Source organism: Bdellovibrio sp. SKB1291214 (genome assembly GCF_002209355.2).
In the GTDB taxonomy this organism is placed as follows: domain Bacteria; phylum Bdellovibrionota; class Bdellovibrionia; order Bdellovibrionales; family Bdellovibrionaceae; genus Bdellovibrio.
Map to the genome: position 1 here is coordinate 2,446,833 of NZ_CP106855.1, position 25,565 is coordinate 2,472,397.

General features: G+C 45.3%; 24 protein-coding genes and 1 tRNA gene. 12 read left to right on the forward strand and 13 right to left on the reverse strand.

Annotated elements, in window-relative coordinates; all coding sequences use genetic code 11:
- Window positions 1-123 precede the first annotated feature (123 nt).
- Window positions 124-3,597, forward strand: a complete 3,474-nt coding sequence (locus tag B9G69_RS12025; protein ID WP_265437766.1) for an efflux RND transporter permease subunit — start codon at window positions 124-126, stop codon at window positions 3,595-3,597.
- 2 nt (window positions 3,598-3,599) lie between these two features.
- Here B9G69_RS12025 and B9G69_RS12030 read toward each other — a convergent pair whose 3' ends face one another.
- Genes B9G69_RS12030 through B9G69_RS12040 form a run of 3 tightly spaced genes read right to left on the reverse strand, consistent with a single transcriptional unit; the run spans window position 3,600 to window position 5,497 of the window.
- Window positions 3,600-4,499 (reverse strand): serine protease spb1, encoded by a 900-nt coding sequence (locus tag B9G69_RS12030; RefSeq protein WP_254916806.1) that lies wholly within the window; start codon window positions 4,497-4,499, stop codon window positions 3,600-3,602.
- On the reverse strand, window positions 4,496-4,936 hold the full coding sequence (locus B9G69_RS12035) for a FixH family protein (RefSeq protein ID WP_088614888.1): 441 nt from the start codon (window positions 4,934-4,936) through the stop codon (window positions 4,496-4,498). Before B9G69_RS12035 ends, B9G69_RS12030 begins: the two co-directional genes overlap by 4 nt.
- A complete protein-coding gene (locus B9G69_RS12040) occupies window positions 4,937-5,497 on the reverse strand; it encodes a redoxin family protein (RefSeq protein ID WP_088614887.1) in 561 nt (186 codons plus the stop codon). It lies immediately after the preceding gene.
- 110 nt (window positions 5,498-5,607) lie between these two features.
- Here B9G69_RS12040 and B9G69_RS12045 point away from each other — a divergent pair, with 110 nt between their 5' ends.
- The 4 genes from B9G69_RS12045 (at window position 5,608) to B9G69_RS12060 (ending at window position 12,883) form a co-directional block, all read left to right on the forward strand.
- Window positions 5,608-7,698 carry a site-specific recombinase gene (locus B9G69_RS12045; protein ID WP_088617122.1) on the forward strand — a complete coding sequence of 697 codons (2,091 nt, stop codon included), beginning with the start codon at window positions 5,608-5,610 and terminating at the stop codon, window positions 7,696-7,698.
- Window positions 7,699-8,036: 338 nt separating this feature from the next.
- The gene (locus tag B9G69_RS12050; RefSeq protein ID WP_254916805.1) at window positions 8,037-9,656 is read left to right on the forward strand and encodes a S8 family serine peptidase; all 1,620 of its coding nucleotides are present in this window, start codon (window positions 8,037-8,039) and stop codon (window positions 9,654-9,656) included.
- Between the two features lie 215 nt (window positions 9,657-9,871).
- Window positions 9,872-12,091, forward strand: coding sequence for a cation:proton antiporter (locus tag B9G69_RS12055; RefSeq protein ID WP_088614884.1), 2,220 nt, complete (start codon window positions 9,872-9,874; stop codon window positions 12,089-12,091).
- A 135-nt stretch (window positions 12,092-12,226) separates the two neighbouring features.
- Window positions 12,227-12,883 (forward strand): hypothetical protein, encoded by a 657-nt coding sequence (locus tag B9G69_RS12060; RefSeq protein ID WP_088614883.1) that lies wholly within the window; start codon window positions 12,227-12,229, stop codon window positions 12,881-12,883.
- Here B9G69_RS12060 and B9G69_RS12065 read toward each other — a convergent pair.
- Together B9G69_RS12065 and B9G69_RS12070 are read right to left on the reverse strand one after the other, a co-directional pair.
- Complete coding sequence (locus B9G69_RS12065; RefSeq protein WP_088614882.1) at window positions 12,873-13,526, reverse strand: transposase; 654 nt, start codon at window positions 13,524-13,526, stop codon at window positions 12,873-12,875. The genes B9G69_RS12060 and B9G69_RS12065 overlap by 11 nt on opposite strands.
- An 83-nt stretch (window positions 13,527-13,609) precedes the next feature.
- Window positions 13,610-15,004: an aldehyde dehydrogenase family protein gene (locus B9G69_RS12070; RefSeq protein ID WP_265437767.1), complete on the reverse strand. Its 1,395-nt coding sequence runs from the start codon at window positions 15,002-15,004 to the stop codon at window positions 13,610-13,612.
- Window positions 15,005-15,566: 562 nt separating this feature from the next.
- Between B9G69_RS12070 and B9G69_RS12075 the strand changes: the two genes are divergently transcribed.
- The 3 genes from B9G69_RS12075 (at window position 15,567) to B9G69_RS12085 (ending at window position 17,088) form a co-directional block, all read left to right on the forward strand.
- Window positions 15,567-15,860, forward strand: coding sequence for a hypothetical protein (locus B9G69_RS12075; RefSeq protein ID WP_088614880.1), 294 nt, complete (start codon window positions 15,567-15,569; stop codon window positions 15,858-15,860).
- A 61-nt stretch (window positions 15,861-15,921) separates the two neighbouring features.
- Window positions 15,922-16,122: a hypothetical protein gene (locus tag B9G69_RS12080; RefSeq protein ID WP_088614879.1), complete on the forward strand. Its 201-nt coding sequence runs from the start codon at window positions 15,922-15,924 to the stop codon at window positions 16,120-16,122.
- 120 nt (window positions 16,123-16,242) lie between these two features.
- Window positions 16,243-17,088, forward strand: coding sequence for a hypothetical protein (locus B9G69_RS12085; RefSeq protein ID WP_088614878.1), 846 nt, complete (start codon window positions 16,243-16,245; stop codon window positions 17,086-17,088).
- Window positions 17,089-17,132: 44 nt separating this feature from the next.
- Here B9G69_RS12085 and B9G69_RS12090 read toward each other — a convergent pair whose 3' ends face one another.
- A complete protein-coding gene (locus tag B9G69_RS12090) occupies window positions 17,133-17,678 on the reverse strand; it encodes a glutathione peroxidase (protein ID WP_088614877.1) in 546 nt (181 codons plus the stop codon).
- Window positions 17,679-17,751: 73 nt separating this feature from the next.
- Between B9G69_RS12090 and B9G69_RS12095 the strand changes: the two genes are divergently transcribed.
- The gene (locus tag B9G69_RS12095) at window positions 17,752-18,507 is read left to right on the forward strand and encodes a hypothetical protein (RefSeq protein WP_141096890.1); all 756 of its coding nucleotides are present in this window, start codon (window positions 17,752-17,754) and stop codon (window positions 18,505-18,507) included.
- Window position 18,508: 1 nt separating this feature from the next.
- On the opposite strand, the gene B9G69_RS12100 is transcribed toward B9G69_RS12095, so the two are convergent.
- The 7 genes from B9G69_RS12100 to B9G69_RS12130 all read right to left on the reverse strand — a co-directional run bounded on the left by B9G69_RS12100 (window position 18,509) and on the right by B9G69_RS12130 (window position 24,604).
- Window positions 18,509-18,591 (reverse strand) — tRNA-Leu (locus B9G69_RS12100).
- A gap of 110 nt (window positions 18,592-18,701) precedes the next feature.
- Complete coding sequence (locus tag B9G69_RS12105; protein ID WP_088614875.1) at window positions 18,702-19,340, reverse strand: phosphatase PAP2 family protein; 639 nt, start codon at window positions 19,338-19,340, stop codon at window positions 18,702-18,704.
- 654 nt (window positions 19,341-19,994) lie between these two features.
- Window positions 19,995-21,152, reverse strand: coding sequence for a hypothetical protein (locus B9G69_RS12110; RefSeq protein ID WP_088614873.1), 1,158 nt, complete (start codon window positions 21,150-21,152; stop codon window positions 19,995-19,997).
- A 164-nt stretch (window positions 21,153-21,316) separates the two neighbouring features.
- Window positions 21,317-21,730, reverse strand: coding sequence for a hypothetical protein (locus tag B9G69_RS12115; protein ID WP_088614872.1), 414 nt, complete (start codon window positions 21,728-21,730; stop codon window positions 21,317-21,319).
- Window positions 21,731-21,968: 238 nt separating this feature from the next.
- On the reverse strand, window positions 21,969-22,382 hold the full coding sequence (locus B9G69_RS12120; RefSeq protein ID WP_088614871.1) for a hypothetical protein: 414 nt from the start codon (window positions 22,380-22,382) through the stop codon (window positions 21,969-21,971).
- A 123-nt stretch (window positions 22,383-22,505) separates the two neighbouring features.
- On the reverse strand, window positions 22,506-23,939 hold the full coding sequence (locus B9G69_RS12125) for a S8/S53 family peptidase (RefSeq protein ID WP_088614870.1): 1,434 nt from the start codon (window positions 23,937-23,939) through the stop codon (window positions 22,506-22,508).
- Between the two features lie 131 nt (window positions 23,940-24,070).
- Window positions 24,071-24,604, reverse strand: coding sequence for a hypothetical protein (locus B9G69_RS12130; protein WP_088614869.1), 534 nt, complete (start codon window positions 24,602-24,604; stop codon window positions 24,071-24,073).
- A gap of 168 nt (window positions 24,605-24,772) precedes the next feature.
- Between B9G69_RS12130 and B9G69_RS12135 the strand changes: the two genes are divergently transcribed.
- The 3 genes from B9G69_RS12135 (at window position 24,773) to B9G69_RS12145 (ending at window position 25,529) form a co-directional block, all read left to right on the forward strand.
- Complete coding sequence (locus B9G69_RS12135; RefSeq protein ID WP_176400926.1) at window positions 24,773-24,934, forward strand: hypothetical protein; 162 nt, start codon at window positions 24,773-24,775, stop codon at window positions 24,932-24,934.
- Between the two features lie 48 nt (window positions 24,935-24,982).
- Window positions 24,983-25,309 carry a hypothetical protein gene (locus B9G69_RS12140; protein ID WP_265437768.1) on the forward strand — a complete coding sequence of 109 codons (327 nt, stop codon included), beginning with the start codon at window positions 24,983-24,985 and terminating at the stop codon, window positions 25,307-25,309.
- A gap of 85 nt (window positions 25,310-25,394) precedes the next feature.
- Window positions 25,395-25,529, forward strand: a complete 135-nt coding sequence (locus tag B9G69_RS12145; RefSeq protein ID WP_254916804.1) for a hypothetical protein — start codon at window positions 25,395-25,397, stop codon at window positions 25,527-25,529.
- The last annotated feature ends 36 nt before the right edge of the window (window positions 25,530-25,565 follow it).

The window sequence follows — 25,565 nt, forward strand, 5'->3', positions numbered from 1 at the left end:
ATTCAGTTTGGAGATCTAAATTCTTTGTTGTTGGATTGCAAATAAAGTCCTGTGCTTTGTCAGAAATGTGGCCATGGATTTATAGCGTGGTGATTTCCCCTTAGAATTGGGGGGAGGTCGAATATGCGTATTTCTGACGTCTCCATTCGTAATGCGGTCTTTTCTTGGATGCTCTTTGGAGCATTCATTATTTTTGGTGCGATCTCGTTTTTTCGATTGGGAGTGAGTCAGCTCCCTGACGTCGACTTTCCGGTGGTGAATGTTTCAATCACTCTTCTGGGGGCGGCCCCTGAAATTATGGAAACGTCCGTGGTCGATCCTGTCGAGGACGCTTTGTCATCTGTTGAAGGCGTTGAACGCATTAGTTCGGTGAGTAAGACAGGAATTGCAAATATCACGATTGAATTTGAATTAGATCGCAACATTGATGTGGCTTTGCAAGAGGTCCAAACCAAAGTGGCCCAGGCCCAACGGCTTTTGCCAGCTGCTGTGGATCCTCCGATTATTACTAAAACCAATCCTGACGATCAGCCGATCTTATGGTTGGCCTTAATGTATGAAAAAAATGATCCGTACTTTTTGATGACCTATGCAAAGGACTATCTGAAAGATCGCTTTACGATGGTTTCCGGTGTGGGCGATATTATTTTAGGTGGATACACGGACCCAGCGATGCGTGTTTGGGTCAATGCCGATAAGTTGAAGCGGAAAAATATAGCCGTGAATGATGTCATGGCATCGATCACAGCTCAACATACTGAGGTGCCCGGCGGCTTTATCCAAAATCCCAAAAATGCCTATAACGTTCGAACTCTGGGCGAGTTTAAAGACGCCAAGGGCTTTGATAATATGATTATCAATAAACGCGCCGGGATGGTGATCCAAGATCCGTTTAATACCATTCGGCTGAAAGACGTGGGGTTCGCCCAAGAATCCTTAGCGGAAGTGTATCGTATTTCTCGTTTTGACGGTGTGATGGCTTTGGGGCTGGGGATTAAAAAGCAAATTGGTTCTAATGCGGTGGCTGTAGCAAACGCCGTTAAAGAGCAGATGAAAACGATCCAAGACACATTGCCTGAGGGCATGAAACTGGGGATCAATTTTGACTCTTCCAGATACATCGAACAAAGTATTCACGAAATGATTAAGCATTTGATCTTGGCGGTTATTTTAACCTCGATCGTATGTTGGGTTTTCTTAGGCAGTTTTACAGCGACGCTGAATGTTTTGCTGGCCATTCCGACCTCCATCATGGGGGCTTTCATTGGTCTTTATTTTTTTGGTTTTACTTTAAATACTTTCACACTGTTGGGCTTAACGCTGGCGATTGGTATTGTCGTCGATGATGCCATCATGGTTCTGGAAAATATATTTAGGTACAATGAAAAAGGCTTAAGGCCGATTGAATCGGCCATCATCGGTGCACGAGAGATTACGTTTGCAGCACTCGCTGCCAGTATTGCAATCATCGCGATTTTCTTACCCGTAGCCTTTATGAAGGGGGTGATCGGGAAATTTTTCCTGCAATACGGGATCACAATTTCTTTTGCGGTGATGCTTTCATTGTTAGAGTCGTTGACGATTACACCCATGCGTTGTTCTTCATTCGTGCACACCGGGCATCGCACCACTCGCATCGGTAAAGCCTTTGAAACGTTCATGGAGAAATGGAAAGAGTTCTATTCAAAATCTTTGAATTGGACCTTGGCGCATCGTTGGCCGGTTCTTGGAATCTCCGTAGCATTCGTCGCTGTTTCTTTTGCAACGGTGGGTGGCTTAAATAAAGAAATGACGCCGACCCAAGATCAAAGCCTTTTCATTATGCGTTTGTTTTTACCAATCGGTACGTCGCTTGCTTCTTCGGATCAAAAAACGCGGGAAATCGAAAAATGGATGCGCTCTCAACCCGAAGTGAAGCACGTCTATGCAAGCGTGGGTGGTTTAGGTTCAGGTGGTGGCAGTGATGCGAACACGGGGATGATGTTTATCACCTTGAAAGATAAAGGCGAGCGGGGCACCAACAAGGAACTGGGTCGAGAAGTTTCCCAGCAAGAGTTTATGTCCTATGCCCGCAAAGAACTTGCTAAAAATGTCAAAGGCGTTCAGGTCTTTATGATGGACCCTTCCAGTCGTGGTTTTTCCACAGGGAAAGGTTATCCTATCGAATTTATCTTGCAGGGCCCGGATTGGGCAAAACTGGAAGAGATTAATAATAAATTTAAAGAAGACATGAAAAAATCGGGCCTGATGGTCGACGTTGACTCTGATTACTTGGCAGGTATGCCAGAAATCCAAGTCACGCCTTCACGGGACCGCGCGGCCCGCCGGGGCGTAAGTGCGGAAGATATCGGGGTCACCGTCCAAGCCATGATCGGTGGTGTAAAGAATGGTCAATACACTAAAGACGGACATCGTTATGACGTTTACGTGCAATTGCAAAAATCCAAAGACCCCCGGGACGAGTTTTCAAAACTCTTAATTGCCAATGATAGAAATAATTTGATCCCGATTTCCCAGGTCGCAGATATTGAACAAAGGTCAAGCCTGCAACAGGTGACGCGCGTGAATCGCCAACGGGCTATCACGATGTATGCAAACTTAGCCTCGGGGGCATCTCAACAAAAAGCTCTGGATTTTGTTTTTGCAAAAGCCAAAGAATTACCTGAGGGCTATAGTATCGCGCAATCCGGTGCTGCAAAAACCTTTCGGGAGTCCTTCGATAGTTTATTGTTTGCCTTGGCCTTAGGGATCATCGTGGCCTATATGGTCTTAGCCAGTCAGTTTAATTCGTTCTTAGATCCGATTACGATCTTGATGGCCTTGCCGTTTAGTTTTTCGGGGGCCTTTTTTGCCCTAAGCCTGACCGGGCAAACCATCAATATGTATTCGATGATTGGTATTTTGCTGCTGATGGGAATCGTGAAAAAGAATTCCATTCTGCTTATCGACTTTACCAACTCTGTTCGCGATCGAGGTCATAACATCACCGCCGAAGGTGCTTTGAAGGAAGCGTGCCCGGTTCGCTTACGTCCCATTATCATGACAAGTGTCGCAACAATCACGGCGGCTTTACCCTCAGCCTTGGCAAGTGGTGCGGGTTCGGAAACATTTAAGCCCATGGCCATTACTTTGATCGGTGGTGTGCTGGTTTCAACGATGCTGACCTTGTATGTGGTACCAGTGGTTTATTCTTTGTCAGACAGATTTCGTCGCCGTGACCGCCGTCAGGAAGATGTGCGTGAAGCCTTCTTACAAGTGGGCGAGGCGACCTCCATCACGCCAGAAGGTGTTCCAGTTTTAAATAACGGAGAAGGGCCACAACCAACGAAGCCTGAGCAAAGCTTGCAAGTAAAGTCTGATGAATATTTTAAACAAGAACAGCAGATGCCAGAGATTGAGCAAAACGTGGATGTGCAGCCTGTCGCAGACGAAAAGCGTGTGGCGGACGATAAGAATATTCCATCTGACAGCAATCAAGATATTCGCGATCGGGCGCGTGAGGCGCGACGGCAAGCTCGCGCTCAAAGGCGCGAAGCCAAGGGTTCCATGATCAGTCAAAAACCTCATCGGGATCGAGACCGAGATCGCGATATTTAATATTAACGTTGCCAGCGCGTTTGAAAGCTCAAAGTCACGGTTTTCGACAAGCTCGAGTTTTCTGGCATACCGAACAAGGTCTGATCGGCGTAAGAAAGAGTCCAAGCATTTTCAAGACCCATCATATAATTCGCCATGACCGACCACGTGATGTTTTGCTGCGGGGATCCGCTGGATTTTTGTGCTCCCGAAATTTCAATCGCGTCTTCATAGAGACCCGTGAAGCTGGTACCCCATCTCCAATCGCCGTGGTTCCATCCTCCACCAACGGTCCAGCTGTGTCCTAGATGAGGAGTCGCTGTGATAGTTCCACCCGCAGCGGAGCTTGAGAAATCACGAGCGAAAGACTTGTGAAGCTCAACACTGCTGTTCGCGTCCCATTTGCCAAAGACTTTAATAAGCGCGAAACCACCACCGATAGTAAAAAAGCCACGTCCCCGAGAGTCCGCTGCTAAAATATTTTCAGAATCGTAAATGGAAGGCGACGTCGGTAGTGTCATTTGAAGGAACGTGACACCCTTTGGCTTCCAAGGTGAATAACTAAGCTCAGGCAAAGTTTCGTGGCCCAAGTTTAGAGAAACATCTCCCAGGCCCGTGCTGTTTTCATGAGCGACCTTGCGATTGACAACGGGAATGGAAATTCCCGATTGAAATGTGTCAGACAGTAAAGTGGCGGCTTCGATTTTCAATGTCTGACTAAGGTTTCCATCTTCGCGCTTGATCCACTTTTGGTTGGGTAAAACATCGTCCGTCACTTTGCCATAGCTTAAAGAGCTTGTGATCTGTGCTTTATCGTCTCCCATAATCAAGGCAGGGAAGGCGAACCCGCCGCCGCAACAGCTTGCCGCAAGCGTTTCCCTTTGAAGACTAAAAATCAAAACAAATAAAGCGATGTTTTTCACAGAACCAAACTCACAGTCGCTTGATCAAGGGTTGTGGCTCCATTTTTTAAAAAGAATCTTACTTCCCAATCGCCCGGCATAATAAAGTAAACTCGACGAACGCGGTAAGTGCCTGTTTCAATTTTTTCAATAGTGACGGGTGAAGAACCGTGCCCCATCGACGGCATCCACAAAACAACACTTAAAGTGTTTGCGGGATCTACGAACGGACCATTTTCTGAACCAGAAGTTTTATCCCAGACTTTTAAAATGAACTCGGACTCCGCCGGGGTTTGCGGTCCCATGGTCCACGCGATAGAGGCACAAAGATTTGAATTCACAAGTTCTATCGAGCAGGCACTATCAGCGCCCTGATTTTTTTGCACAGTCTTGGGATCAATATAATCGGGACGAGCACAGGCCGATAAAAACAGAAAAGCTAAGAAAAAATATTTCATTTACGCATCCTCGCGCTGAATAAAACAGCCGAGGGCGCGGCCCTCTTTCATCCGCACTGTTTTTCCAGCCTGCAGATCTTCCAAAGCGTCCTTTAAGAATTGTTTTTTCGCCGAGGGGCCCACGTGACTGTCCGTCACTCCACCTTGATACAACACCTCTCCTGCAGGGCTTAGGACGAAAGCGTGAGGTGTTTTTAATGCTCCCAATTCATTGGCCAAACGGGACTTTGAATCTTGAATGACAGGAAATGGTAAAGATGCTTCTGCGAAATGATTTTTTGTAACCTCAGAAGTTTCATCTGAGTTCGAGTGAACCGCGATAAAATTAAAATCTTTATACTGTGCGGACATGTCTTTCAGTAAAGACTCGTGACTGGCAGAGCACGGGCACTTCGCTGACATGAAAATCACCACGGTCCCTTTCTTAGCTGATTTCGTTTCCAGATGAACAAATTTGCCATTTAACACATCTGTTCCATCAACAGACGTGAGTTGTTTGGTGGTCGCAAAAACATTTACTGACACCAATGCGATCGATAGGAGAAGAAGGATTTGTTTCATGCAGTCCTTCTAACACAGGGGGTCTTACTAGCCTAGAATGCAAATCGTTGCACCCACCATTTTGACGCGCCTTGCTTGCAGGTTCTGCGGCTCTCGTGCAAAATTCCCCTATGTTTGAGCAACTTCGCAAGTATTTCCATCGTTTTAAGCTTCACAGACAACGCGGTAACATTCACAGTGATTTAGATGCGCTTTTAAGTTTTGCCGCTGATCAAAAACAACTCGAAGACCAACTTCACTGGTTGGTAAATCTTTTGCGCTGGATTCGCTATGAGGGCACAGCAGTCGAGGGACTGGATAATACTTCGGGGCATATTCAAATCGCGCGACTGCGATTTGTGTTGATGGTGTTAGATCGCAATCCTGAATGGAAACGCGATGTCGCGATTATCCTGAGATCGGTCATTAAAAACGTCAGTGGTCTTGAACTTTACACGGAAACAGGACTGCCTCACGAAGTCGGTATCATTGGCGAGTTTTTTGATCGTATGCTGATGAAGATCTTGCCAAGTCCGCCCTTGGATCACGAGCTGGGTTATTTGTTTTGGGAGTTATTTCCAAGTGTAAAAGATCCGGTTTGGATTGCATCGATTGATCATGTTTTATTCGATAAGTTAGTGGAGCTATTCAATTACCACGTCGATCCCGCCGAAGCCGATTGGAATCGTATGGACCGGGACATGGAAGACGCTTTGATTTATCTGGGAATCCAGGTGCGCGCCATTGGTTTGTCTCCAGCCATTCGTCATCGCCTGGATAAACAATCCTTCCGCGACTCTGCGTTTTTCAATGTCGTACGGGTCTTGGAAGAGTTTTTGGCCGCTCATCAATCAGGAAAACCAGAGATCTTTTTTGAAAAAGCATCACGTCTCCGCTTGATCGTGTGGGAGTGTCGTCGCGAACTGACTCAAGTTTACAAACACTTGGACGAGTACGGGGTAAGCATCAATTTGGTTTTCCAAATGACTCGCTTAAGAATTTTCCTTCAACGTATCGATAGCTTGGTTGATATTTTGATCACGGATGTTCCTGACGCTAAAAAGGTCACGTTTTTCCTCGCAGGCTTGATCGAAGAAAATCATGAGCTGCAAAGTGTGGGAGCATTGTTCTCTCAAAATATTAATTTGCTGGCGAAAAAAGTCGTCGAGCGTGCCGCAGAAACAGGTGAGCATTACATCACTCGTACCAAAGAAGAATACCGTCGCATGGTTGCGGCGGCCAGCGGCGGTGGTTTTGTAACTGCATTTACTGTTTATATAAAAGTTGGAATTTTAGCGACGGGTTTGCCGGAGTTTATGATCGGGGTTTTAGCCTCTACAAACTACGCGGTCAGTTTCATTATTATCCATCTTGCCGGGTTCACGCTGGGAACGAAACAACCCGCAATGACGGGACCGGCCCTGGCGGAACAAATGCGAGACGTGGATTCCGAAGAGGGGATGGAAAAACTAGTGGATCAAATCGCTCATTTGATTCGCTCTCAAGTGGCAGCCGTCGGCGGAAATATTTTGTTGGTAGTCCCAACAACTCTATTAATAGATGCGATTTATTTCCTAGCCTCCGGAAAGCACATCATGTCTGAAGCAACGGCGATGAAGGCTTTCACTTCCGTTGATATTCTCGGACCTGCTATCTTTTACGCTGCCTTCACCGGAATTTTGCTGTGGCTTTCAAGTTTGTTTGCGGGTTGGGGCGATAACTGGTTTGCGCTGAATGCTCTTCGTACTCGTTTGGCGCGAAGTCCAACACTGATGACGATCTTTGGTAAAATCGGTGCCCGCAGAATCGCGACCTTCTTTGAAAAGAACATTTCGGGTCTGTTGGGGAATGGTTCTTTGGGTATTTTATTAGGGATGACTCCCGAGGTGATGCATTTCATTGGTATTCCTTTGGATGTGCGCCACGTAACTCTGTCTTCGGGGACAATGGGTGCAGCTATGCCGGTTATGGGAGTGGCTTTCATGAAGACTTGGATTTTCTGGAGAGCGGTGATCGGTGTGTTATGCATTGGTTTCTTTAACGTATCAGTGAGTTTTGCCATGGCCTTTATGGTGGCAATTAAAGCCCGTGGCGTGAACACACCCACTCGTCGCGCGATTCGCAAGGCGGTCTTCCGTCGTCTTTTGAATCAACCACTCAGCTTCATTTTGCCTGTGGGTAAAACCGTCGTGAATTCCACATCGGGTGGTCCTTCTCACTAATTTGGATGCTTAAGTTTTGCTCATTATCATATTTTAAACACCGCAATGCGTCGCTTGCGGTGTTTTAATTTTAAGCACACACAACGAGTAAAAATTGGGTCTTCCATAAGCACTTCTAATACTTAAGCGCGAAATGGTTCTAGTTTTGAGTTGAGTGCCATTTTGGAACTGCAATGTTTTGCGAATGCTTTGACAGACAATTTCACTTTTTAAAGGCTCAAAAAAAAATTCAGGTGGTTCCAAAACAGTACTTGATAAAATGTTCAGCATGAAATGAAGTGCCTCTCCATAAGGACTTCTAAAGGGTGAAGTCCACGGAATTAGGGGGGACCTATTCAATGAAACTTAATTTGTTTTCACTTATCCTTTCTCTGTTGGTTGCGACATCTGCTCATGCTGAGCGCGTTATCGTTATCATGAAAGACTCACAAACGTTCCAAGCTGCTCACATGGCCTATAAGTCTAAAGGTTCTGGCGCTCTTAGAACTGGTAAAGCAGTAGCAACTCCCGTTGACGCTGATATCGAACAATCACTTGAAAACTTGAACACGTTGATCGTGAATGCAAGAAACGAAAACGAAATCTCTAAACTTCAAAACGACCCAGCAGTTGCTTACGTTGAAAAAGAAGTTTTCCACCCAGCACCACTTCCAGTGGCAGGTTGGTTGTCTACTCCTGTTAAAAACACTCCGACAGTTCCAGGCGCTAAAACTCCATGGGGGATTATGGCAGTTAAAGCTCCTCAAGCTTGGGCGAAATCAAATCAAGGTCAAGGCGCTCGCGTTCTTGTTCTAGATACTGGTATTGATCAAAATCACCCATCTTTGAAAGCAAACTTTGAAGCTGGTAAAGACTTTACTGGTGAATCAGACGGCTCTGATTTCTCTGATAAAGTAGGTCACGGTTCACACTGCTCTGGTACGATTGCAGGTGTCTTGGATAACAACGGTTTTACAGGTGTTGCTCCTCAAGCGAAAATTTTGATGGGTCGCGTGTGCTCTGAAAACGGTTGCTCGAATGCAGCTATCGCAGCGGGTATCAACTGGGGTATCACTCAAAAAGTTGATGTTATCTCTATGTCACTGGGTGGCGCATGGTCGACTCCAGGTGAGCGCGATGCTATCGCAAAAGCAGCTAAAGCAGGTCTTACTGTTGTAGCAGCTTCTGGTAACGATGGTTCTGCTAAAGTTTCTTACCCTGCAGCTCTTCCAACTGTTATCGCGGTTGGCGCAGTAAACAGCGATCTTAAGAAAACTGATTTCTCTCAATACGGTCCTGAGTTGGCAGTTGTTGCTCCAGGTGCAGCGGTAGTTTCTACAGTTCCACAAGGTACGGGTCGTGAATCTTCGGTTGAAATCGTAGTGGGTGGTAAATCTGCGAAAGTGAACTCTACAACTTTCCAAGGTGCTCGTGAAGTTTTGAAAGCTGAAACGAACACATTGGTTGATTGCGGTCTGGGTAAAGACACTGACTTTGCTGGCAAAAACGTGAAGGGTAAATACGCTCTTATCGGTCGCGGCGAAATCAACTTCTCTGTGAAAATCCAAAACGCTATCAAAGCGGGTGCATTGGGTGCAGTTATCTATAACAACGCTCCTGGTTTGATCCAAGGTGCTCTGACGTCTGACGGTACAGTTCTTCCAGTGGCTGTGTTCATGATCGAACAAGACATGGGTAAGAAAATCCAAGCTTCTTTGGCAGCAGGCACTGAAGTTAAAGCGACTCTTCAAACAGTTGCGACGGACTATGCAGCTTTCGATGGTACTTCAATGGCAACTCCGCACGTTGCTGGTGTTGTAGCTCTTATCAAAGCGGCTAACAAAAACCTTAACGGTGCACAAGTTAAGCAAATCTTGCAATCTACTGCGACTCAATTGGGTCCTAACAATAATAACGAATACGGTGCAGGTATCGTTAATGCGGAAGCTGCAGTTTCTGCTGCTCTTTCAGCAAAATAATCTGAGTTTTAAAAATTAGATTTTAAATGAGGCTCGCAGGGATTGCGGGCCTTTTTTATTAAAAGCGGTGACAATGGCCTGACTGCTTCGTCGGGCATTGAGCCCGCCTGCTCTGCGCGGGGATGTCCCTCCGCCTTGCATTCAAACCATTTTGACCGCTTTTAGTTGTTAAGTTTTGCATTGCTCCCTCCTTGGGGAGGGCTTAACCTTAGTGAATGCATAGTCTTCCAGCATTGATCAGTGATTTGGCTCTTATTCTTGGTACCGCGGGTATCGTTACACTTCTCTTTAAAAGATTAAATCAGCCAGTGGTGCTTGGTTATTTAGTTGCGGGTTTCCTGATTGGCCCAAACGTCGGTCTTTTTGGTACTGTCAGCAGTTCTGAAGGCGTTCAGCTGTGGGCCGATATCGGTGTGATTTTTCTTTTGTTCGCCTTGGGCTTAGAGTTCAGTTTCAAAAAACTTTTCCGCGTGGGTGGTTCAGCAAGCTTCACGGCTTTGTTTGAAGTGGGTTTTATGACCATCATTGGTTTCACGACGGGGAAACTTTTGGGGTGGGATCTCATGGACTGCCTTTTCTTAGGCGGTATTTTGGGGATTTCTTCGACATCGATTGCAATGCGTACCATTGATGAAATGGGTTTAAAGAATAAAAAGTTTGTTAGCATCGTGATGGGTGTTCTGGTTATCGAAGACCTTGTGGCGGTGATGCTTTTGGTCTTTTTGACTTCAATCGCTTTGACTCGCGAATTCGCGGGCAGTGACATGTTGTTATCATTCTTGAAGCTGGCATTTTACCTCTCACTTTGGTTTGTTGTGGGAATTTTCTGGTTACCCACGGCGCTTAAGAAAATGCAGAGCATGCTGAACGAAGAAACCCTTTTAGTGGTGGCTGTTGGGCTTTGCTTGGCAATGGTGGTCTTTGCCGTGAAGGTGGGATTCTCGGCGGCATTGGGTGCGTTTATCACGGGTTCGATCTTAGCTGAAACTATCGAAGGCGAACGTATTCATCACCTTGTCACTCCCATTAAAACATTATTTTCGGCGGTGTTTTTTATATCGGTAGGAATGTTGATCGATCCTGATGTGATTGCCACTCATTGGCAGGTCATTGTCCTGTTATCAGTTTTGGTGCTGATCGGAAAAACCTTGGGCGTGACCGTCGGCGCGGTTTTATCCGGACAAACTTTGAAATCCAGTTTGCAAACCGGGATGACCTTGTCTCAGATTGGCGAATTCTCATTTATTATCGCGACGGTCGGGGTGGGTTTTAAAGTCGTTAGGCCCGAGCTGTATCCCTTAGCTGTTTCAGTCAGCGTAGTGACTGCCTTTACAACTCCCTTCATGATTCGTATGGCAGATGGGACGTACAAGTTTTTAGAAAAGAAAATGCCCACTGATTTTATCCAGGCCCTGGATCGTTACTCCATGTTTTCGTTCACGATGGCGGCTCACAAGGAATCTCGTGATCAGGTTCGTGCTTATGTGTTTAAAATTTTCTTAAATGCCGTGATTGTGATCGGTGTGTTTTTATTGATGGCAAAAGTGACGTTGCCCTATTTGCTAAACCACCAAGTCGAGGAGGGGTCTGCAAAGTTCCTGACTCTGACGGCAACCCTGATCATGAGTTCTCCGTTTTTATGGGCCTTGGCGTTTGGTCGCACTAAGCAGTTTGATAGCTTGGTGGCGGGTGATGGTCGTGGGACGCAAAACTATGTCTTCATTATTTCTCGAGTCATGGTAGCTGTCGGATTAGTTGGAGCGATGGTGGCACAGTTTGTACCACTGGGATGGGCCTTGGGGATTACCGCGTGGATGGCTGTTGTCGTGGGTTATGTTTTGTCGACCAAGCTTCGCGCCATCTATCAGTGGTTTGAAAATCGCTTTATCACGAACCTGACGGAAGAAGTTCACAAGGTGACACCACGAACTCACACTCAAGCCCTGGCTCCTTGGGATGCCCATTTGACAGAGTTCAAAGTTCCAGCGGAAGCGCAATATCTGGGAATTCCTTTAGCACAGCTTTCCATTCGCGAACGTTTCGGAGTGACGGTGGCTTTGATTGAACGCGGGCGTCGCAAGATCATGGCTCCGGGGCGCGATGTGATGTTGATGCCTCAAGATATTGTGTTTGTGATTGGGAATGACGATCAGCTCGCAAACTTCAAAGGCTTCATCGATGCCGAACAGGATTATCAAAACCTGGATGAAGACCTTTCTGAATACACGTTAGAAAAGTACATACTGACCGAGCAGTCTAAGTTCTTAGGTAAAACGATTCGCGACAGCGGACTTCGTGAAAGCACCAACGGATTAGTGGTCGGTATCGAACGCGAGGGCGAGCGCATCTTAAACCCAGATTCCGGTGAAGTTCTAAAACTCAGCGATCTTCTATGGATCGTAGGCGATCGCTCCAGAATCCGGGATTTGGTGTAGTTTTGAGTGTCATATTCGAGTGAGCTGTCTAAATTATGTCTATTTAGAGCTCCTCTAGGTCGATCTATTGATTTTGAGGATGGCACAAAACTGGCTATGTTTTCCATATCTAAATTTTGATTATGGAGAGCTCCCATGAAAATGACCACGTTTGTAATTGCTTCTTTGCTCTTGGTCTTGAACTCTCATGCGTCTGAATCTGTGAGCAGCAAAGACGCCGAACTGAAAATAGAATCTAACAAGGCCTTAGTTTCATTATCGAGTGTGCTGAATATCCAGATCGGCAAACAGCCGATAGTGTTTCGCGGGATTGTTGAAAGTCTGTCTTTAAGTGAATCAGGCACTGCTGCCAACTTAAAGGGTGCGGTCGCAGAAGACCTGGAATGCACGCTTTATATATCGGACTATCAAGGTCCTGGTGTTCATGTGGAGCTTTCGCGAAAAGGCAGTGATGAAGGCTCTCGTAAGTTCGTAACGAGTGTTCGCTTTGAAGGGTCTTATGAAGACGAAGACAACTTTACGAAAAGTTCAGCAGAGCTTTCAAATGGCAATGTAGCCATATCTCAACTTAAAATGTTTAAGACCTCTCTGGATTATCGCGGGGGAGGAACGTACAAAAGCAAGGCTCTAACGCAAATTACGATAGCCCCGATTATCGATGATCGCATCGAGAAGGTCGTTTTCGCAGATTATTTCCGTGACTCAGACTTTTGGAATCTGATCCCGATCCCTGTTATGAGTTCCTCCAAAGATACCGGCACATGCAAGGATCTAAAGCGAATCAATAGGTAACAGTTCCCTTTCTGTACTGCGCTTCGTCTAACGGGCTTTTCTTTTTGGTTGAGGTTTTCGGAGGTGAAAACTCACGCCTGCGAAGCCCTTTCTGAATACTTTCTTCAATTTCTTTTTGAAAAGGCTCGTTAAGCCATTCGCAGTCGGGGGTTATTTTTGGTTTCTCTGGATGAAACCAATCAGCAAGATCCCAATGCCATTTGTGCGGTGAATTGTTTAGCGATGAGAAAAGATAGCCTTCAACCTTCTCGCATATACCTGCACGAACTGGGTTTCTAAAGACATATTTTATGCAATTCCAGTAGTAATCTTCGCGGTTAATTACTGACCACTTATACCGTCCACCGAAAAAGTGATTGATCCGCTGAGTGTCCTTGTTCGCTTTTCTTGCCACTTCTCGATGGAGGTACTTCATAGCTTCACCCAAGTTTTTCCGCGGCGTGCTTAAGATAAGGTGGTAGTGATTGGACATCAAAACGAATGAGTGAATCTCACAGTGGAACTGCTTTTTTAGCTCATGGAGGCATTCCAGAAAAATGGGCCATAGGAATGGATTTTCTAAATAAAAGTTCTCACGGTTATTAGATCTATTTGTCACGTGATAGGGAAATTCGTCTGTAATTATTAATATTTTTCTTGGCATCCTCTGGGCGAATGCTTGCAGCGGGCCAGGCCCTATATGGTACCGATTGATTTATGGCGCAGTGGGTTCCGAAAAGGGAACTGTTACCCCATGAGCTTTTTGATCAGGTCGACTTTTTTGGCGTTGTAGGGTGGATAGATGAGTTTCATCAATCGGCCGAAGGGGCCTTGCATGAAGATGGCTTTTTTGTGGCTGAAGGTCTCAAATCCATAAAGTCCGTGATAACTTCCCAGCCCGCTGGCGCCCACGCCCCCAAAGGGGAGGTTTGGATTCATCATTGAAACCATCGAATCATTCACTGAAAAAGTTCCTGATGAAGTTTCCTTCATGATTTTTTGGATGTTATGGCGAGCATGGGAGTACATATAGATCGTCAAAGGTTTCGGGCGATCGTTGATAAAGTGAACGACTTCGGTGATTTCCTTAAATTTTAAAATTGGTAAAATCGGCCCAAAGATTTCTTCGTTCATCACCTTCGTGTGCACATCAACGTCATCAAGCAGAGTAGGTGCCACATAGTTTTGCTCAAGGTCCACTTCACCGCCGACAATTAAACTTGCGCGATTCGCCAAAGCATCTTCAAGTAAACCTTTAAGACGATAGGTGTGTTTTGCATTAATGATACGAGCAAAGCTATGAGACGATTTTACCTCATTCTTATTGCTTCCATAGTACTCTTCAAGTTGAGCTTTAAGTATATGGATGAATTCTTGATGAATATGTTCTTGAACGAAAAGGTAATCAGGCGCGATGCAAGTTTGTCCCGCATTCAAGAATTTGGCCCAAATGATCTTTTGCGCCGCCAATTTTAGATCTGCCGTCGTATCCACAATCGTCGGAGATTTCCCACCCAGCTCCAAAGTCAGTCTTGGAAGTTGGGGTGCTGATTGTTGCATAATAATTCTGCCAACCTCGGTGCTGCCAGTGAAAAAGACGTGATCAAATGGCAGTTTTAAAAGGGCCGTCGTTGTCTCGGGTCCCCCCTCAACCACGGCGACCTGTTCAGATTTAAAATATTTTGATAGCAAAGCATGCAGTAGTCGGCTGGTATGGGGTGCATATTCAGAAGGTTTCACCACCGCAGAATTTCCGGCAGCCAATGCTGAAATCAGGGGAGCAATGGTCAAGTAAACCGGATAATTCCAAGGTGATATAATCAGGCAAGAACCTAAGGATTCATAACGTGTATAGCTTTTTGATCCAAATAAAAGAAAAGGCGTACTTACGCGTTTAGGTTTCATCCATTTCTTTAAGTTTTTTTGGGCAAAACGCAGCTCTTTTAAAAGAGGCATGATCTCGGTGGATAAGGATTCCAGATGGGGCTTTTTAAAATCGTGATGCAGGGCTTTGCAAATTTCAGATTGATGCTCGGTCAAAAGTTTTTCCAAAACCTCAAGATGATCGAATCGTTGGTGCCAGGATTCTGTGCGGCTGTGTTGTGCGAAAGATTTTTGACGAAGCACGAGTTGTTCAAGCATGCCCTAAGTTTAGGCACGTATAGGGGGAAGGTAAAGCAATCGTTGGATGTGTGAAGACAAAAAAATGGGGGAGCACCTGCTCCCCCTAGATCGAAGAGGGGAACCACCAAACCCTCATGATCTACCAAAAATGATTCTATCTGTTTCGCGATCTTACTCGTTCGGGTTTGCGCCCCACCGTCAGCCACAGGGTGTATAAGACAACTCCTGAGTAGAAGAGGCAGAACATTGCAACTTCTCTTAATTCCATAAATTCCTACCTCCTTCTAAAGATCGTTTTCCTTTTTGAGGGTGTCAGCTGGCCTTCCCTGGCCTTCATCCCCCTCTCAGAGCGTCCATGCTCTGTTGTAAGTAAGACGATCTGCCCCCTGACAGGGGTTAATCGGGGAAAAATATTTTTGCGAAAAAATCAGGCAAAAGTGACAACCTTCGGGTGAACGAGCCCTATTAGGGCCCTTTTTATCCATTTTAAACTCTGTATTCAAATTTATGGCATTTGGCGCTGGAATAAAAATAGCAAACATGTCTTCGGATTATTAATGGCTCTTTTTTAGGAGAGTTTATGGCGATCGCAAAGATTCTTGGTTCAGCTCTTTTAGCTTCTTTACTGATGGGCTCGGTGGCTCAGGCAGCGCAAAGCTCGTGTTTGATCACGATCAGCAATTGCGAAACGAAGAGCTATTCGAATTATTCCCGTGGAAATCAGTTCGAGCAAGACAACGAACAAAGATTCTATTTGATGGTGGTGGAGGCGATGGGCCCCAACCGCAAGCAAACCGTTTTTGACTTCGCCGATGCTCAATCTTGCGAAAATGGCAAAAAGTCGTTTGAACAAACGTACTCTCGCTGCCAATAATACTAGATAGGGAATTTAACGACACGGGGATCGTGTCGTGTGCCTTTTCTAGGAGTGAGTCATGAAGTTTGTTAAAGTCACACGCGGCTACGAAGTTGTTTACCTAAATGCTGATCACATCCACTTGATGACTGAAGCTGAAAAAAACGACGAAAACGGAAACGGCAAGGCTTGGGTGACAACAATTCGTTTCAGTCTAGAACCCCACGACAAAATTGAAGTCAAAGAACGCGTTGAAGAGATTCTTAAACAACTCTCTTAGCAGTTGCGCATCGGTGAGGTCTGCGTACTTTCACCGTATCTGAAAGCTGATTGATAAAAATCAGCGTCTTATTTGTCAATTAAGCCCGTCTATGACATGAATTTCTCCTTTGGAGGGTTCATGCAATTCGCAAAATTTTTTATTTCATTTCTGTTAGCAGGTTTCGCTTCGTCTCAAGCGGTGGCTGCTTACACTGTCCAAGATGTGGGTATTATCGGCCTGATGTCTCATGATGTTTTTTCTTGGGATCATAAATTAGAAAAGAACGTCGAAAATGGTCGCTTGGATCTAAGCACTATATTTGATTTCGACGGCGGTCGCAGATGGTATTTGGGTGGCAACACAAAAAACTCTGAAAACGCAGCAGTGTACTCTGTAGCAATGAGACTCGTTAATCAATATACGGAATTTATGAAGCAAGGTTACTCTCCTTTGGAGGCGCGTAAGGCGACGGTGCTTGTGTTTCATGGAATGATTCGTGAATTTTATGAACGTGCTTTGGATGAAAAATTCCCTGCTACCGCTTTAAAAGCGATGCCTACAAATAGGGAGCAAGCTGCGATCCGCGGTTTCCATGATTTGCTTCCTGGTCGTATCAACCTTTACGACCGGGCTCTTCGTCATGAATTGAAATTAACGAACATCATCTTGGCGAAAACTTTCCTGAATGATCGTGAGTTGGCTCAGGAGCTTAAACCCTTCGATGGTGATTATGACGAGGAATACAAGGCGCTTAAGATTCCATTCACGAAAGTGGTTTTGAATTTGAAAGAGATCGACAGAAAGTTTATCGAAAGATTCAGCGATTTCAAACAAGCCGACATGCTGGCTCAACTTAAAAAAGTGGGTGCAGGTGAAATGTCTATTCATGACATCTCATTTGCTCCACCAGTGAAGGATTTATTCAGAAAAGCGATGTGCGGTGAGGGCAATCGCTATATGCCTCAACACATTGTCTGCGAGTAGTTCGCTTCAATAAGAAAAGCCTGGGTGACCAGGCTTTTTATTTTCTATTTAAGAGCACTTTCAATCGCTTGAATCAACATCGGATCATCCGGTGTCACATTCGGAGCAAACCGCGCGATGATCTTGCCATCACGACCAATTAAGAACTTTTCAAAGTTCCACAAGATATCTTTTTGGTTTTCACGGCGAATACCGTAACCTTTAAGTACTTCTTCAAAGTCTTCGCCAGCTTTCTTTTGAGCGGTGGGTTCAGTCTCTGTCAGATATTTATAAAGGGGGTGTTGGTCTTTCCCTTTGACGATGATTTTTTCAAACATCGGAAATGTCACCCCAAAGTTAGCGCGGCAGAAATCTTGAATCTCCGAATTTGTGCCGGGCTCTTGGCCTTCAAATTCATTGGCAGGAAAACCCAGGACGGCAAAATCTTGGGATTGGTATTTTGCAAAAGCTTTTTCAAGGCCCTGATATTGCGGAGTTAATCCGCACTGGGATGCGACGTTTACGACCAATAACACTTTGCCTTTAAAGTCGCTCAAGTTCTTGTTAACACCGTTAATACTTTTCATCGAAAAATCATAAATAGAAGTCATAATCGAAGTAAATCTCATCCGATCAGCGTTGTCCAGTGTCGATCCAGGCCGTTCTCTTGCAGTCTAAGATCGTATGGAAATTAGTAAGTTTCTAATAGCCTTTATATTCACTTTAGCAGTCTCTAGTGCCCACGCCGTTGACAGCTGTTCAGCCGTTTTTGGGTCGGAAAGTCCGATTCATACTTTTATCAGTGAATACCGCCAGGCCCACATCCAATCAGTCGATAGCACAATGCCCGTATCTGAAGCCGGCTATAAAATTATCGGAAAGCTCGGGCAATCCACGGCAAAAGTTTATTTAGCCCTGGAACCCTCAACTCAAGCATCCGTTGTCGTAAAAATGAACTCCACAATTCCTATGTTTTGGCGCGAACTAATGGTGACCGATTACCTTATCAGTATGGGCGAAACCGTTCCAAAAATTTTAAAAGCCTACCTTAAAGAAGACGGCACAACTGTCATCGTACGGGAATACTTCAAAGGCTTAACGGGTCATGAACTGAAGAAAGAACGCAGCCTTGGTAACAAAGACCTGCCGCAGGAGCTTGCAACCACGGGTTGGCACTCCCTTGATGCAGAAAGAAAACGTTTGGATGACCTTTTCAGTTTTGGCGGTCAAGGCCGTCCTTCTTTTAGCACTTGGTATAAAAGCAATGCATCTCGGTTGGAGAGTAAGTATCGCGACTCTTGGAATAGAATTGCCGAAATGAAGTCTCAAGACCCCAAACTAAACTACGACATTTATGACATTCTCTATGTTCAGGATTTTCATAAGGGGAATTTTTTGTACGAAATCCAGCGCAATCGCTGGGTTGTCTTTGATCCATAAATGGTGCGCGGAGAGGGACTTGAACCCTCACGCTTGCGCATACGCCCCTCAAACGTACGTGTCTACCAATTCCACCATCCGCGCGCACCGAAAAGAAAAAGCTCCCCGAGGAGCTTGTAAAGGGACTTAAACGTTAACCTTGCTGGTGGATACCAGTCAATGTGACGCCTTTTAGTCGCAATGCTTCATGCTGTTTAGTGAGGCAAAAGCTTCGTGTAAGACGGATCCGCCAGCAGCATTTTGCAAAGTTGCTCGCCCAGGATTTTGCCTGCCTCTACATCCGAGGGGTAGTGAACTCCAACGACTGTGCGTAAAGTACCCAATCGATCGCCATATCTTAAAATCTGCTCAGCGCGGTCTGGAAAGACGGATGCCATAAGGCAAGCATCAACCATGGCGACAGCTGCATGCATGCTAGGATAGGACTTGGAGCCTCCTGGCGGAGGTATGCAAGGGCGCAGTCGGGAATAGTCACTGTAAGGGCGTGGGCGGCGATAGTGGTCTTTGAACTGTTCTGAAATTTTTGAAGCTAGACTGGAAGCTTGAACCAAAGGGCGTTGAATTTTTGCGTATTCGTCAGCAGTGAATAAACCAGATTTTTTATAGAAAGCGTCGAAGGTGGGGCTTTGCTGTTTTTCCGCCATCGCACATTCAGCTTCAGAACGTCGATTTTGCAGATCAAACATCATATCGACCTCTGCCTTTTCAACGGACGAGCCTGAAACAGGAGGATCTTGCATAGTGAAATCACGAGCAGAGATCTGTGTCCAGTTGGCCTGCGTAAGCAGCGGAAAGGCCAAAATCAAAGAATTAACAAATGTAAATATCTTCATAGGACCGTTCTAGGCAGCATTTTCTGCTCATTCAAGAGAATAATGCGTCCCAAAAGCAGTTTTGGCAGAAACCTAACTAATTTGAATTAAAATGGGGTTTTACTATTCTATAAGCCCTCTTCATTTTTTGCGGCTCGTCCCATTAGCTTGTCGAATAGTTTAGAGAAAATTAGAAAACGGAGAGCGAGTCCGGCGGCAACAGGCACAGGCAGCGTCGTAAGAAGAACTCCCAGGACAGTAAAAACAGTCTGAAATATGATTCCGAAATGTGACCAATTGAACGACCTCCGCGTAAGCGAGCTGATAATAAGGATTATAAGTAAAACAGTGAATATTGCCAATACGGGTGGAGAAATGATGATTAGAATTCTTTTATTTGCCCTAAGGAGTCGGTCGCAAAATAAGGCCTCGTTAAAAACGCAAGTCCCAAGTACTATCATTATACTGTAAGCGGTGAAATCATTATTGAAATGAAAGCGTTCATCAAGACGGCTAAAGCTAATTACGCACATGGAGATGCAAAAGATCACGGCAGTCCAAATATTGCATCTTAGAACTTTCTCTCGATGATTCACTATCCATGTGGCGATTTTTTGCATAGTGTTCAGTTTATCCTGACGAGTACCAAAATGGAAAACAAAATACAATTTATTATTACTGTGAGAAAACGGCGCTGCAAGCTACGCGACGATGGAGTCGAAGTTTGTTGGTAACAGCAGTGAATACATCCACGAAGCGCATGACGAAGAGTTTGAGCGAGCCTTTGACGTCACCAACCTCCATGCGAACAAAGCCTTTTACGATCGGTGAGACAGTGATACGGATCAGGCTGTGGCTTTCAAATTTATTCGTATACATCATCACATCGGAAAACGGCGGTGGAGGAAAGCCTAAGCTTGAACTGAATCCAGCCGTGAAATATTCAGACGATGTCATGCTGTAGGCGGGAAGCATCGGCGGGTAAAAGGCACTGCCTTTTTGAGTTTCGGAACCGTTGCGGCGAGAAATCATCAGACCTGCTTTACCGACTAAGCCAAATACGGTGAAGGCACCCTTGGTGCTATCGAATTTTTCCGAGTTGTGAAAGATCTCAAAAACAAAAGCCTTTGATGACTTGTTATATCCAAGATTAATTCCGACCTCTTCGATACCGCCTGCACCTCGGCGCATGATTCCTGTTTCTGCTAGAAATCCTGCGGCAACACTGATGCCGAATTCATTGGACTCCATCACCAAGGGAGCTTGGGACCACAGTTTATAATCGATTCCTCTAAGTAAGGCTTCAGTGACTTGGTGGCTGCGCTCCTTGAAGGTGCGTTTTTCCTTGGGCTCTTGTTCTCCACCTTTACCGAAGACTTTTTTAACTTTTACTGTGATAAAGCTAAAACCGTCACCGACCAAGCTGCCTGCGCCTAATGCAAATTTTGATGCATTTAAAATACGTGCGGCATTGGTCAAAAAGTGAATGCGCATGTTTTTAAATTTTACTTTTTGCTCCTCAGACATGCTTTCGAAGGGCGCCAAGGGATCGACCTCTTCAATAGAGCCCCCTTTAGCCAGAATTTGCTTTTGGAGTTTTTCTGGGATCTTTAAGCCCAGGGCCTCCCGCATGGCTTCGCGATCAGGAGTGCTATCGAGTTCAAAGATTTTGTCTTCAGCCAAGCGAATGTAGGTCTTACCGTTATCCGCAACCTTTGCCGGGTCTAACTGCTTTTCAATGACTTCGGTTTCAAGGGATTGCTCCTCGGCTTGTGCTGCGGTCCAAGGAATCACTACAAATGTCAGTGCTAGCAAAAGTTTGATTTTTTTCATACTAAACGTAAATGCAATTATGGTTCCGCTATACAGGTCAGGTAACCTTGTGAATACTCGTGTGTTTTGTGTTTAGTGAGTGTTAAGCGGCTGCGCAGGTGACCGGTAACGGCATTGGCAGAATGAAAAACGCCGCCCATTTCGAGGGCGGCGTTAAAGAATCTTTATAACATCGGAGAGTCTAAAAGGTACTTGGCTTTAAAAAGTTCTTTCTCGATTTCGAGTTTTTTCATTCCCGCATCTTTAAACTGTTTATCCAGGTAATAGACTTCGAACTCATGACTTTTTGCGGAGGCAATCTGCTCGCAATATTTCTGCGAGAGAACTTTAGGCGTGACGGCCATATTAGGGTCCTGATCATTTCTTTCTGCAGCGTCTTGCAGTTCAAATGTCACATTCATCAGCCAGTCATTAATATAAGCGTAGGCATATCGAGGTTTGATTTTATCCATCCCCGTAATGAATTTTTCAGAACGGGATTTGCAACCACTGCTTAAAGATTCAAGAATAGTGGGCTGTTTTGCATTGGCGTGGAGGCAGTACATCAGTAAATTAAGAATGATAAATGCTTTTTTCATAATGTGTTTTTCGCAACGTGATTCCGGAGCGTTCCGCGACTCATGTTGCGATCCTTTCACAGTCTATAAAAGCAAAACTTGGCCCAGCGAAAGTCCGCTCATTTCATCTTCAAATCAAAATTTCGCTGAAAGTGACAGAGTAGGGAACTGGCTGTCTAGGGAGTTGTGACCTCAAAAAAACAAAACGAGCTTGCTCCAGCAAACTCGTTCCATGAGACAGACATTTAAGACCAGGGATTTAAGGATTTTTTTGTTTGCTTGCCGGAAGTCTGCCAGAAAGCTCTTCAAGCTTTTTACGTTGCTCGGGGCTCCATGTTTTTAGGAAGGCCTCGGGGTCCTTTTGGGCTTGTTGCATGGTCTGCATAATTTGCTCTTGGGACATACCCTTCATATTACCCATAACGTCAGCAGCAAGGCTGTACATGTCTTGTTCGTTCGCTCCGCCACCCGATATTGACTTAACCTGCGCTGCGGCCTTATCCGCGTCGCTAGACCCTTTGATCATCTCTGCGCGGGAGTTGGCGTTTTTAAGATCGTTTTGTGTTTTTTCAATCGCAGAAGCCATATCTGCCGCATCATCCGCATAAGCTGTGCAGAAAATAGAGGCGATAACTAAAACAACGGCGAGTGATTTACCGATAAGCTTCAACATGTTTCATGGCCTTTCAGAAGTACCTGCATGATAAATCGGCGTTTTTTAGATGAAGCATGAGGATTTTAGTACTGTATCAAATTAAGACTCTAAACTGATTCGAATTGGGTATGGTTTGCCAATCTAAGGAACATAAGCTGGAAGCTGGATAGGTTTAATGCTTTTAAGGCGGTTCAGATAAATCTCCGCATTAAAGCGCCCTAGGCCGGTGTCTTGTTTGATCGCCGTCTGTAAGGCTTTTTTGAAGTTGGCATCTAAAAGGTTCAAATCTCGAAGGGCAGCACTTTCTGAATAGTTATGAATGACGGCTTCGCCAGCCTGAATGCGAATTTTATCCTGAAGTTTTGCTGGTGAGGTGCGGATCAGGGCCATGTTCTCATAGTAATCAGCATTGATGGAATAGCCTTCATTGCGGTAAGCGCAAGCTAGCATTTTGCTGTACTCAACTTTTTCAGAATTCAACAGAAAGTTTTTACGAAGAGTTTCTGTGTCCTCTTTGTTAAGAACTTGCGTGGGATTATTGCAAACACTTTTAATTGCGTCACTCATCGCTAATGGCGGAAACGTGAAATTTCGTTTTGACTCTAGTTCTTTGGCGACGCAAGAGGCCTCGCTGTCACAGAGCTCCCGCACTTTCATCGCAACACGCACTGCTTTATAGCTATTTAAAAGACCTGCGTGATTAATATTTGAATACAGCCTGTGTAGTGACGGATGAGCCGTTCTTTTTAGAAGTAAATCCGCCTGCGCGCGATTTAGCGAAGGCAGCAGCGCCTTAAGATTTGCAATAGTTCCAGAAATAAGGGGCGCGGCCCCACTGGTCGCCCCAAATAAATCAGCTTCACCACTGGCGTTGATTGAAGCCAAATAATCATCAGAGGGAGCTAAGATATCGAGCTCTTTTGATTCTTGCGAATAGATCGTTTGCAGCCCACGGGGAGAATAAGATCCTGCAATAATCACATGTGGTGTTTGCTCATAGCTTTCGACGGGCTCGGGATGGTTATTACCTCCCGCTAAAACCCAGATCAAACCTTGATGATCTAGTTTTTCGGCAAGGGCTGTGACCTTTTCCCCTGGCCACCCCATGGAATTCGAGATGATCATGGGAGGATTTTGTAATTTTGAGATTTCTTCGATAGCTTGGAAATAAAACGCACCGGGATTCACTCGACGAAGTTGGACGTAATCAACGAGTTCTGAAACGGAGATCATTCCACGCCCGTTGATGAGATTAGCAACTTTAGTCCCGTGGTTAGCGCGCATCTTTCTGCCACGGTCTTCTTCGCGGTCGACAGGAATATCCCGTAAAAGATGGATGTACTGTTTTTCAAAGCCCCCATCGTATATGGCAAAGGGGACTGGTTTTAAGTCACTGATCCGGCGAAGTTCTTCTTTCACAAGGTCCGCACCGATATATTCCTGTGCCCAATAAGGTGTAAGCCTTCCGCCTTCGACGTCTAAGGGCTGGCGGTCCTCAAGCTCCACAAAACTGTGGGCCACAGAAGAGAGTAGCAAAATTAAAGGCGCAACAAGGCGACGAAGGTTCAATGCCATCGTTTGTGCATCTTGCGAGAGTCATTCCATAACGGGGGCCGATCAGCAGCGATATAGCGGCTTTAAAAGAGTCAGAGGGACCCTGATGCTCAAGAACGCCGTCTGTGTCTAGGGACTCGACAAACTGGGGGCTACTCTAGAAATGCCGTTTCTGGAGAAAGAACCTCGTCCCCCTCGCTAGTTGATGCTTTTAAAAATTCATCGCTGTCGCGATTGATGCCAAGGCTGACAGTAGCCACGCGATAAATTTTGCCATTTTGATCTTTCAGTATTAAAAAATCGACGGGGCCTGAGCCTGAATCCATGGTTGTGATTCCGTGCTTAGTCACGGAAACGTATTTGATGATTTGAAACTCTAGATTTGATTTTTCATCGATCAAAGACTTTTGACCTTTTTCAGTGCCTGCGTATTGGACTTCGACGATATGATTCGTGTATTGACTCATGATTGGCAGGCAAGCGTACTCCGCAGGCTTCCCGCTGATCACAGCTGCTTGGCGAATCAAGGAAATTTGAGCACTCACAAAACGGGGAGAAACAGTTCTTTCCTCCTCCGTGTAAATACAGTTTCGGGTTAAAGAGCCATAATAACTATAACGAGCACCTATTGCGACGATAATAAGCCCGATAACACCCATGATGAGTTTTTTTAGATTTCCGTTCATATATAAATCGTAAGATGTTGTTTCCGGCAATTCAATGTCGATTAGTTAGACGGTTTGTCTAGAGAATGTGAAATAAATAATCGCCAACTTTTAGACGTTCCTGAATTTTGCGTACCGACCTGAGAAGGGTGTTAGGTATCATCTCTGTTCCCTTGTATACTGGCCAGCATGGAAAGACTTAAGGCATTCGGTTTTTTGATTTTGGTGATGGCGGTACTAGGTGGCGGATATGCTCTGGTGAGTGGCTCTGCAGAATATCGTGCACAGCAAGATGCCAAAACGATCACAATTCACGTCAGCTCCACATCCGCGATCGCAGCTGGGGAATAGTCCCCCTTTTTTTGACAAGATTTTTTTAAACTGCTAGAGTGGACGTCTGTGAAACTCTCAGGCTTTTTATTTCTTTTAGCATTTTTGTTTTTTGCGAGCTTCCCGCAAGTGGAGATCGTGGGCGGCTCTGATGCGAAAATCGTTTCTGTTCAACGATTGGTTCCTAGTCCTTCATTGGCCTTCGAAGTTTCTAACCCTCTTCGTTTCTTTAAAAACACGGATCGTCTTCCTACAGAATTTTCAACCGTCAATGAGTTTACGTTGGAAAAACCTGAACTCCACTACGGTCACAGGGATCCTGTTTATTACCGTTATCACAGTCTTGTCGAATTCAATTGGTCGCAATCTCGCGCGCCGCCAGCATTCAACGCCTAACTTCTTCAGTTAATTTAAATTATTAAATTTTCACTCGAAAGAGTGTGATGCTGCTTGCCTTTGCTCGAACGCAAAGGAGATTGGAATGAGTTATATGGAAAAAACTCCTGAAAATGCGCCACCGGCTGTCAGACAAAATTCTCGCGGAATTATTATCCTAGGCGTGCTTGTCGTTCTCTTAATTATTTTCAAATTATTTGTGTACCCGCACTTCGAATAGCGGTCGCACTGAAAAGGCCCCGGTTGTCTCCCGGGG

Excerpts from the sequence above, each read along its gene's own strand:
- B9G69_RS12025 (WP_265437766.1), top strand. The coding sequence starts at position 124 with ATGCGTATTTCTGACGTCTCCATTCGTAATGCGGTCTTTTCTTGGATG.
- B9G69_RS12035 (WP_088614888.1), bottom strand. The coding sequence starts at position 4,936 with ATGAAATATTTTTTCTTAGCTTTTCTGTTTTTATCGGCCTGTGCTCGT.
- B9G69_RS12040 (WP_088614887.1), bottom strand. The coding sequence starts at position 5,497 with ATGAAACAAATCCTTCTTCTCCTATCGATCGCATTGGTGTCAGTAAAT.
- B9G69_RS12045 (WP_088617122.1), top strand. The coding sequence starts at position 5,608 with ATGTTTGAGCAACTTCGCAAGTATTTCCATCGTTTTAAGCTTCACAGA.
- B9G69_RS12050 (WP_254916805.1), top strand. The coding sequence starts at position 8,037 with ATGAAACTTAATTTGTTTTCACTTATCCTTTCTCTGTTGGTTGCGACA.
- B9G69_RS12055 (WP_088614884.1), top strand. The coding sequence starts at position 9,872 with ATGCATAGTCTTCCAGCATTGATCAGTGATTTGGCTCTTATTCTTGGT.
- B9G69_RS12060 (WP_088614883.1), top strand. The coding sequence starts at position 12,227 with ATGAAAATGACCACGTTTGTAATTGCTTCTTTGCTCTTGGTCTTGAAC.
- B9G69_RS12065 (WP_088614882.1), bottom strand. The coding sequence starts at position 13,526 with ATGCCAAGAAAAATATTAATAATTACAGACGAATTTCCCTATCACGTG.
- B9G69_RS12070 (WP_265437767.1), bottom strand. The coding sequence starts at position 15,004 with ATGCTTGAACAACTCGTGCTTCGTCAAAAATCTTTCGCACAACACAGC.
- B9G69_RS12075 (WP_088614880.1), top strand. The coding sequence starts at position 15,567 with ATGGCGATCGCAAAGATTCTTGGTTCAGCTCTTTTAGCTTCTTTACTG.
- B9G69_RS12080 (WP_088614879.1), top strand. The coding sequence starts at position 15,922 with ATGAAGTTTGTTAAAGTCACACGCGGCTACGAAGTTGTTTACCTAAAT.
- B9G69_RS12085 (WP_088614878.1), top strand. The coding sequence starts at position 16,243 with ATGCAATTCGCAAAATTTTTTATTTCATTTCTGTTAGCAGGTTTCGCT.
- B9G69_RS12090 (WP_088614877.1), bottom strand. The coding sequence starts at position 17,678 with ATGACTTCTATTTATGATTTTTCGATGAAAAGTATTAACGGTGTTAAC.
- B9G69_RS12095 (WP_141096890.1), top strand. The coding sequence starts at position 17,752 with ATGGAAATTAGTAAGTTTCTAATAGCCTTTATATTCACTTTAGCAGTC.
- B9G69_RS12105 (WP_088614875.1), bottom strand. The coding sequence starts at position 19,340 with ATGAAGATATTTACATTTGTTAATTCTTTGATTTTGGCCTTTCCGCTG.
- B9G69_RS12110 (WP_088614873.1), bottom strand. The coding sequence starts at position 21,152 with ATGAAAAAAATCAAACTTTTGCTAGCACTGACATTTGTAGTGATTCCT.
- B9G69_RS12115 (WP_088614872.1), bottom strand. The coding sequence starts at position 21,730 with ATGAAAAAAGCATTTATCATTCTTAATTTACTGATGTACTGCCTCCAC.
- B9G69_RS12120 (WP_088614871.1), bottom strand. The coding sequence starts at position 22,382 with ATGTTGAAGCTTATCGGTAAATCACTCGCCGTTGTTTTAGTTATCGCC.
- B9G69_RS12125 (WP_088614870.1), bottom strand. The coding sequence starts at position 23,939 with ATGGCATTGAACCTTCGTCGCCTTGTTGCGCCTTTAATTTTGCTACTC.
- B9G69_RS12130 (WP_088614869.1), bottom strand. The coding sequence starts at position 24,604 with ATGAACGGAAATCTAAAAAAACTCATCATGGGTGTTATCGGGCTTATT.
- B9G69_RS12135 (WP_176400926.1), top strand. The coding sequence starts at position 24,773 with ATGGAAAGACTTAAGGCATTCGGTTTTTTGATTTTGGTGATGGCGGTA.
- B9G69_RS12145 (WP_254916804.1), top strand. The coding sequence starts at position 25,395 with ATGAGTTATATGGAAAAAACTCCTGAAAATGCGCCACCGGCTGTCAGA.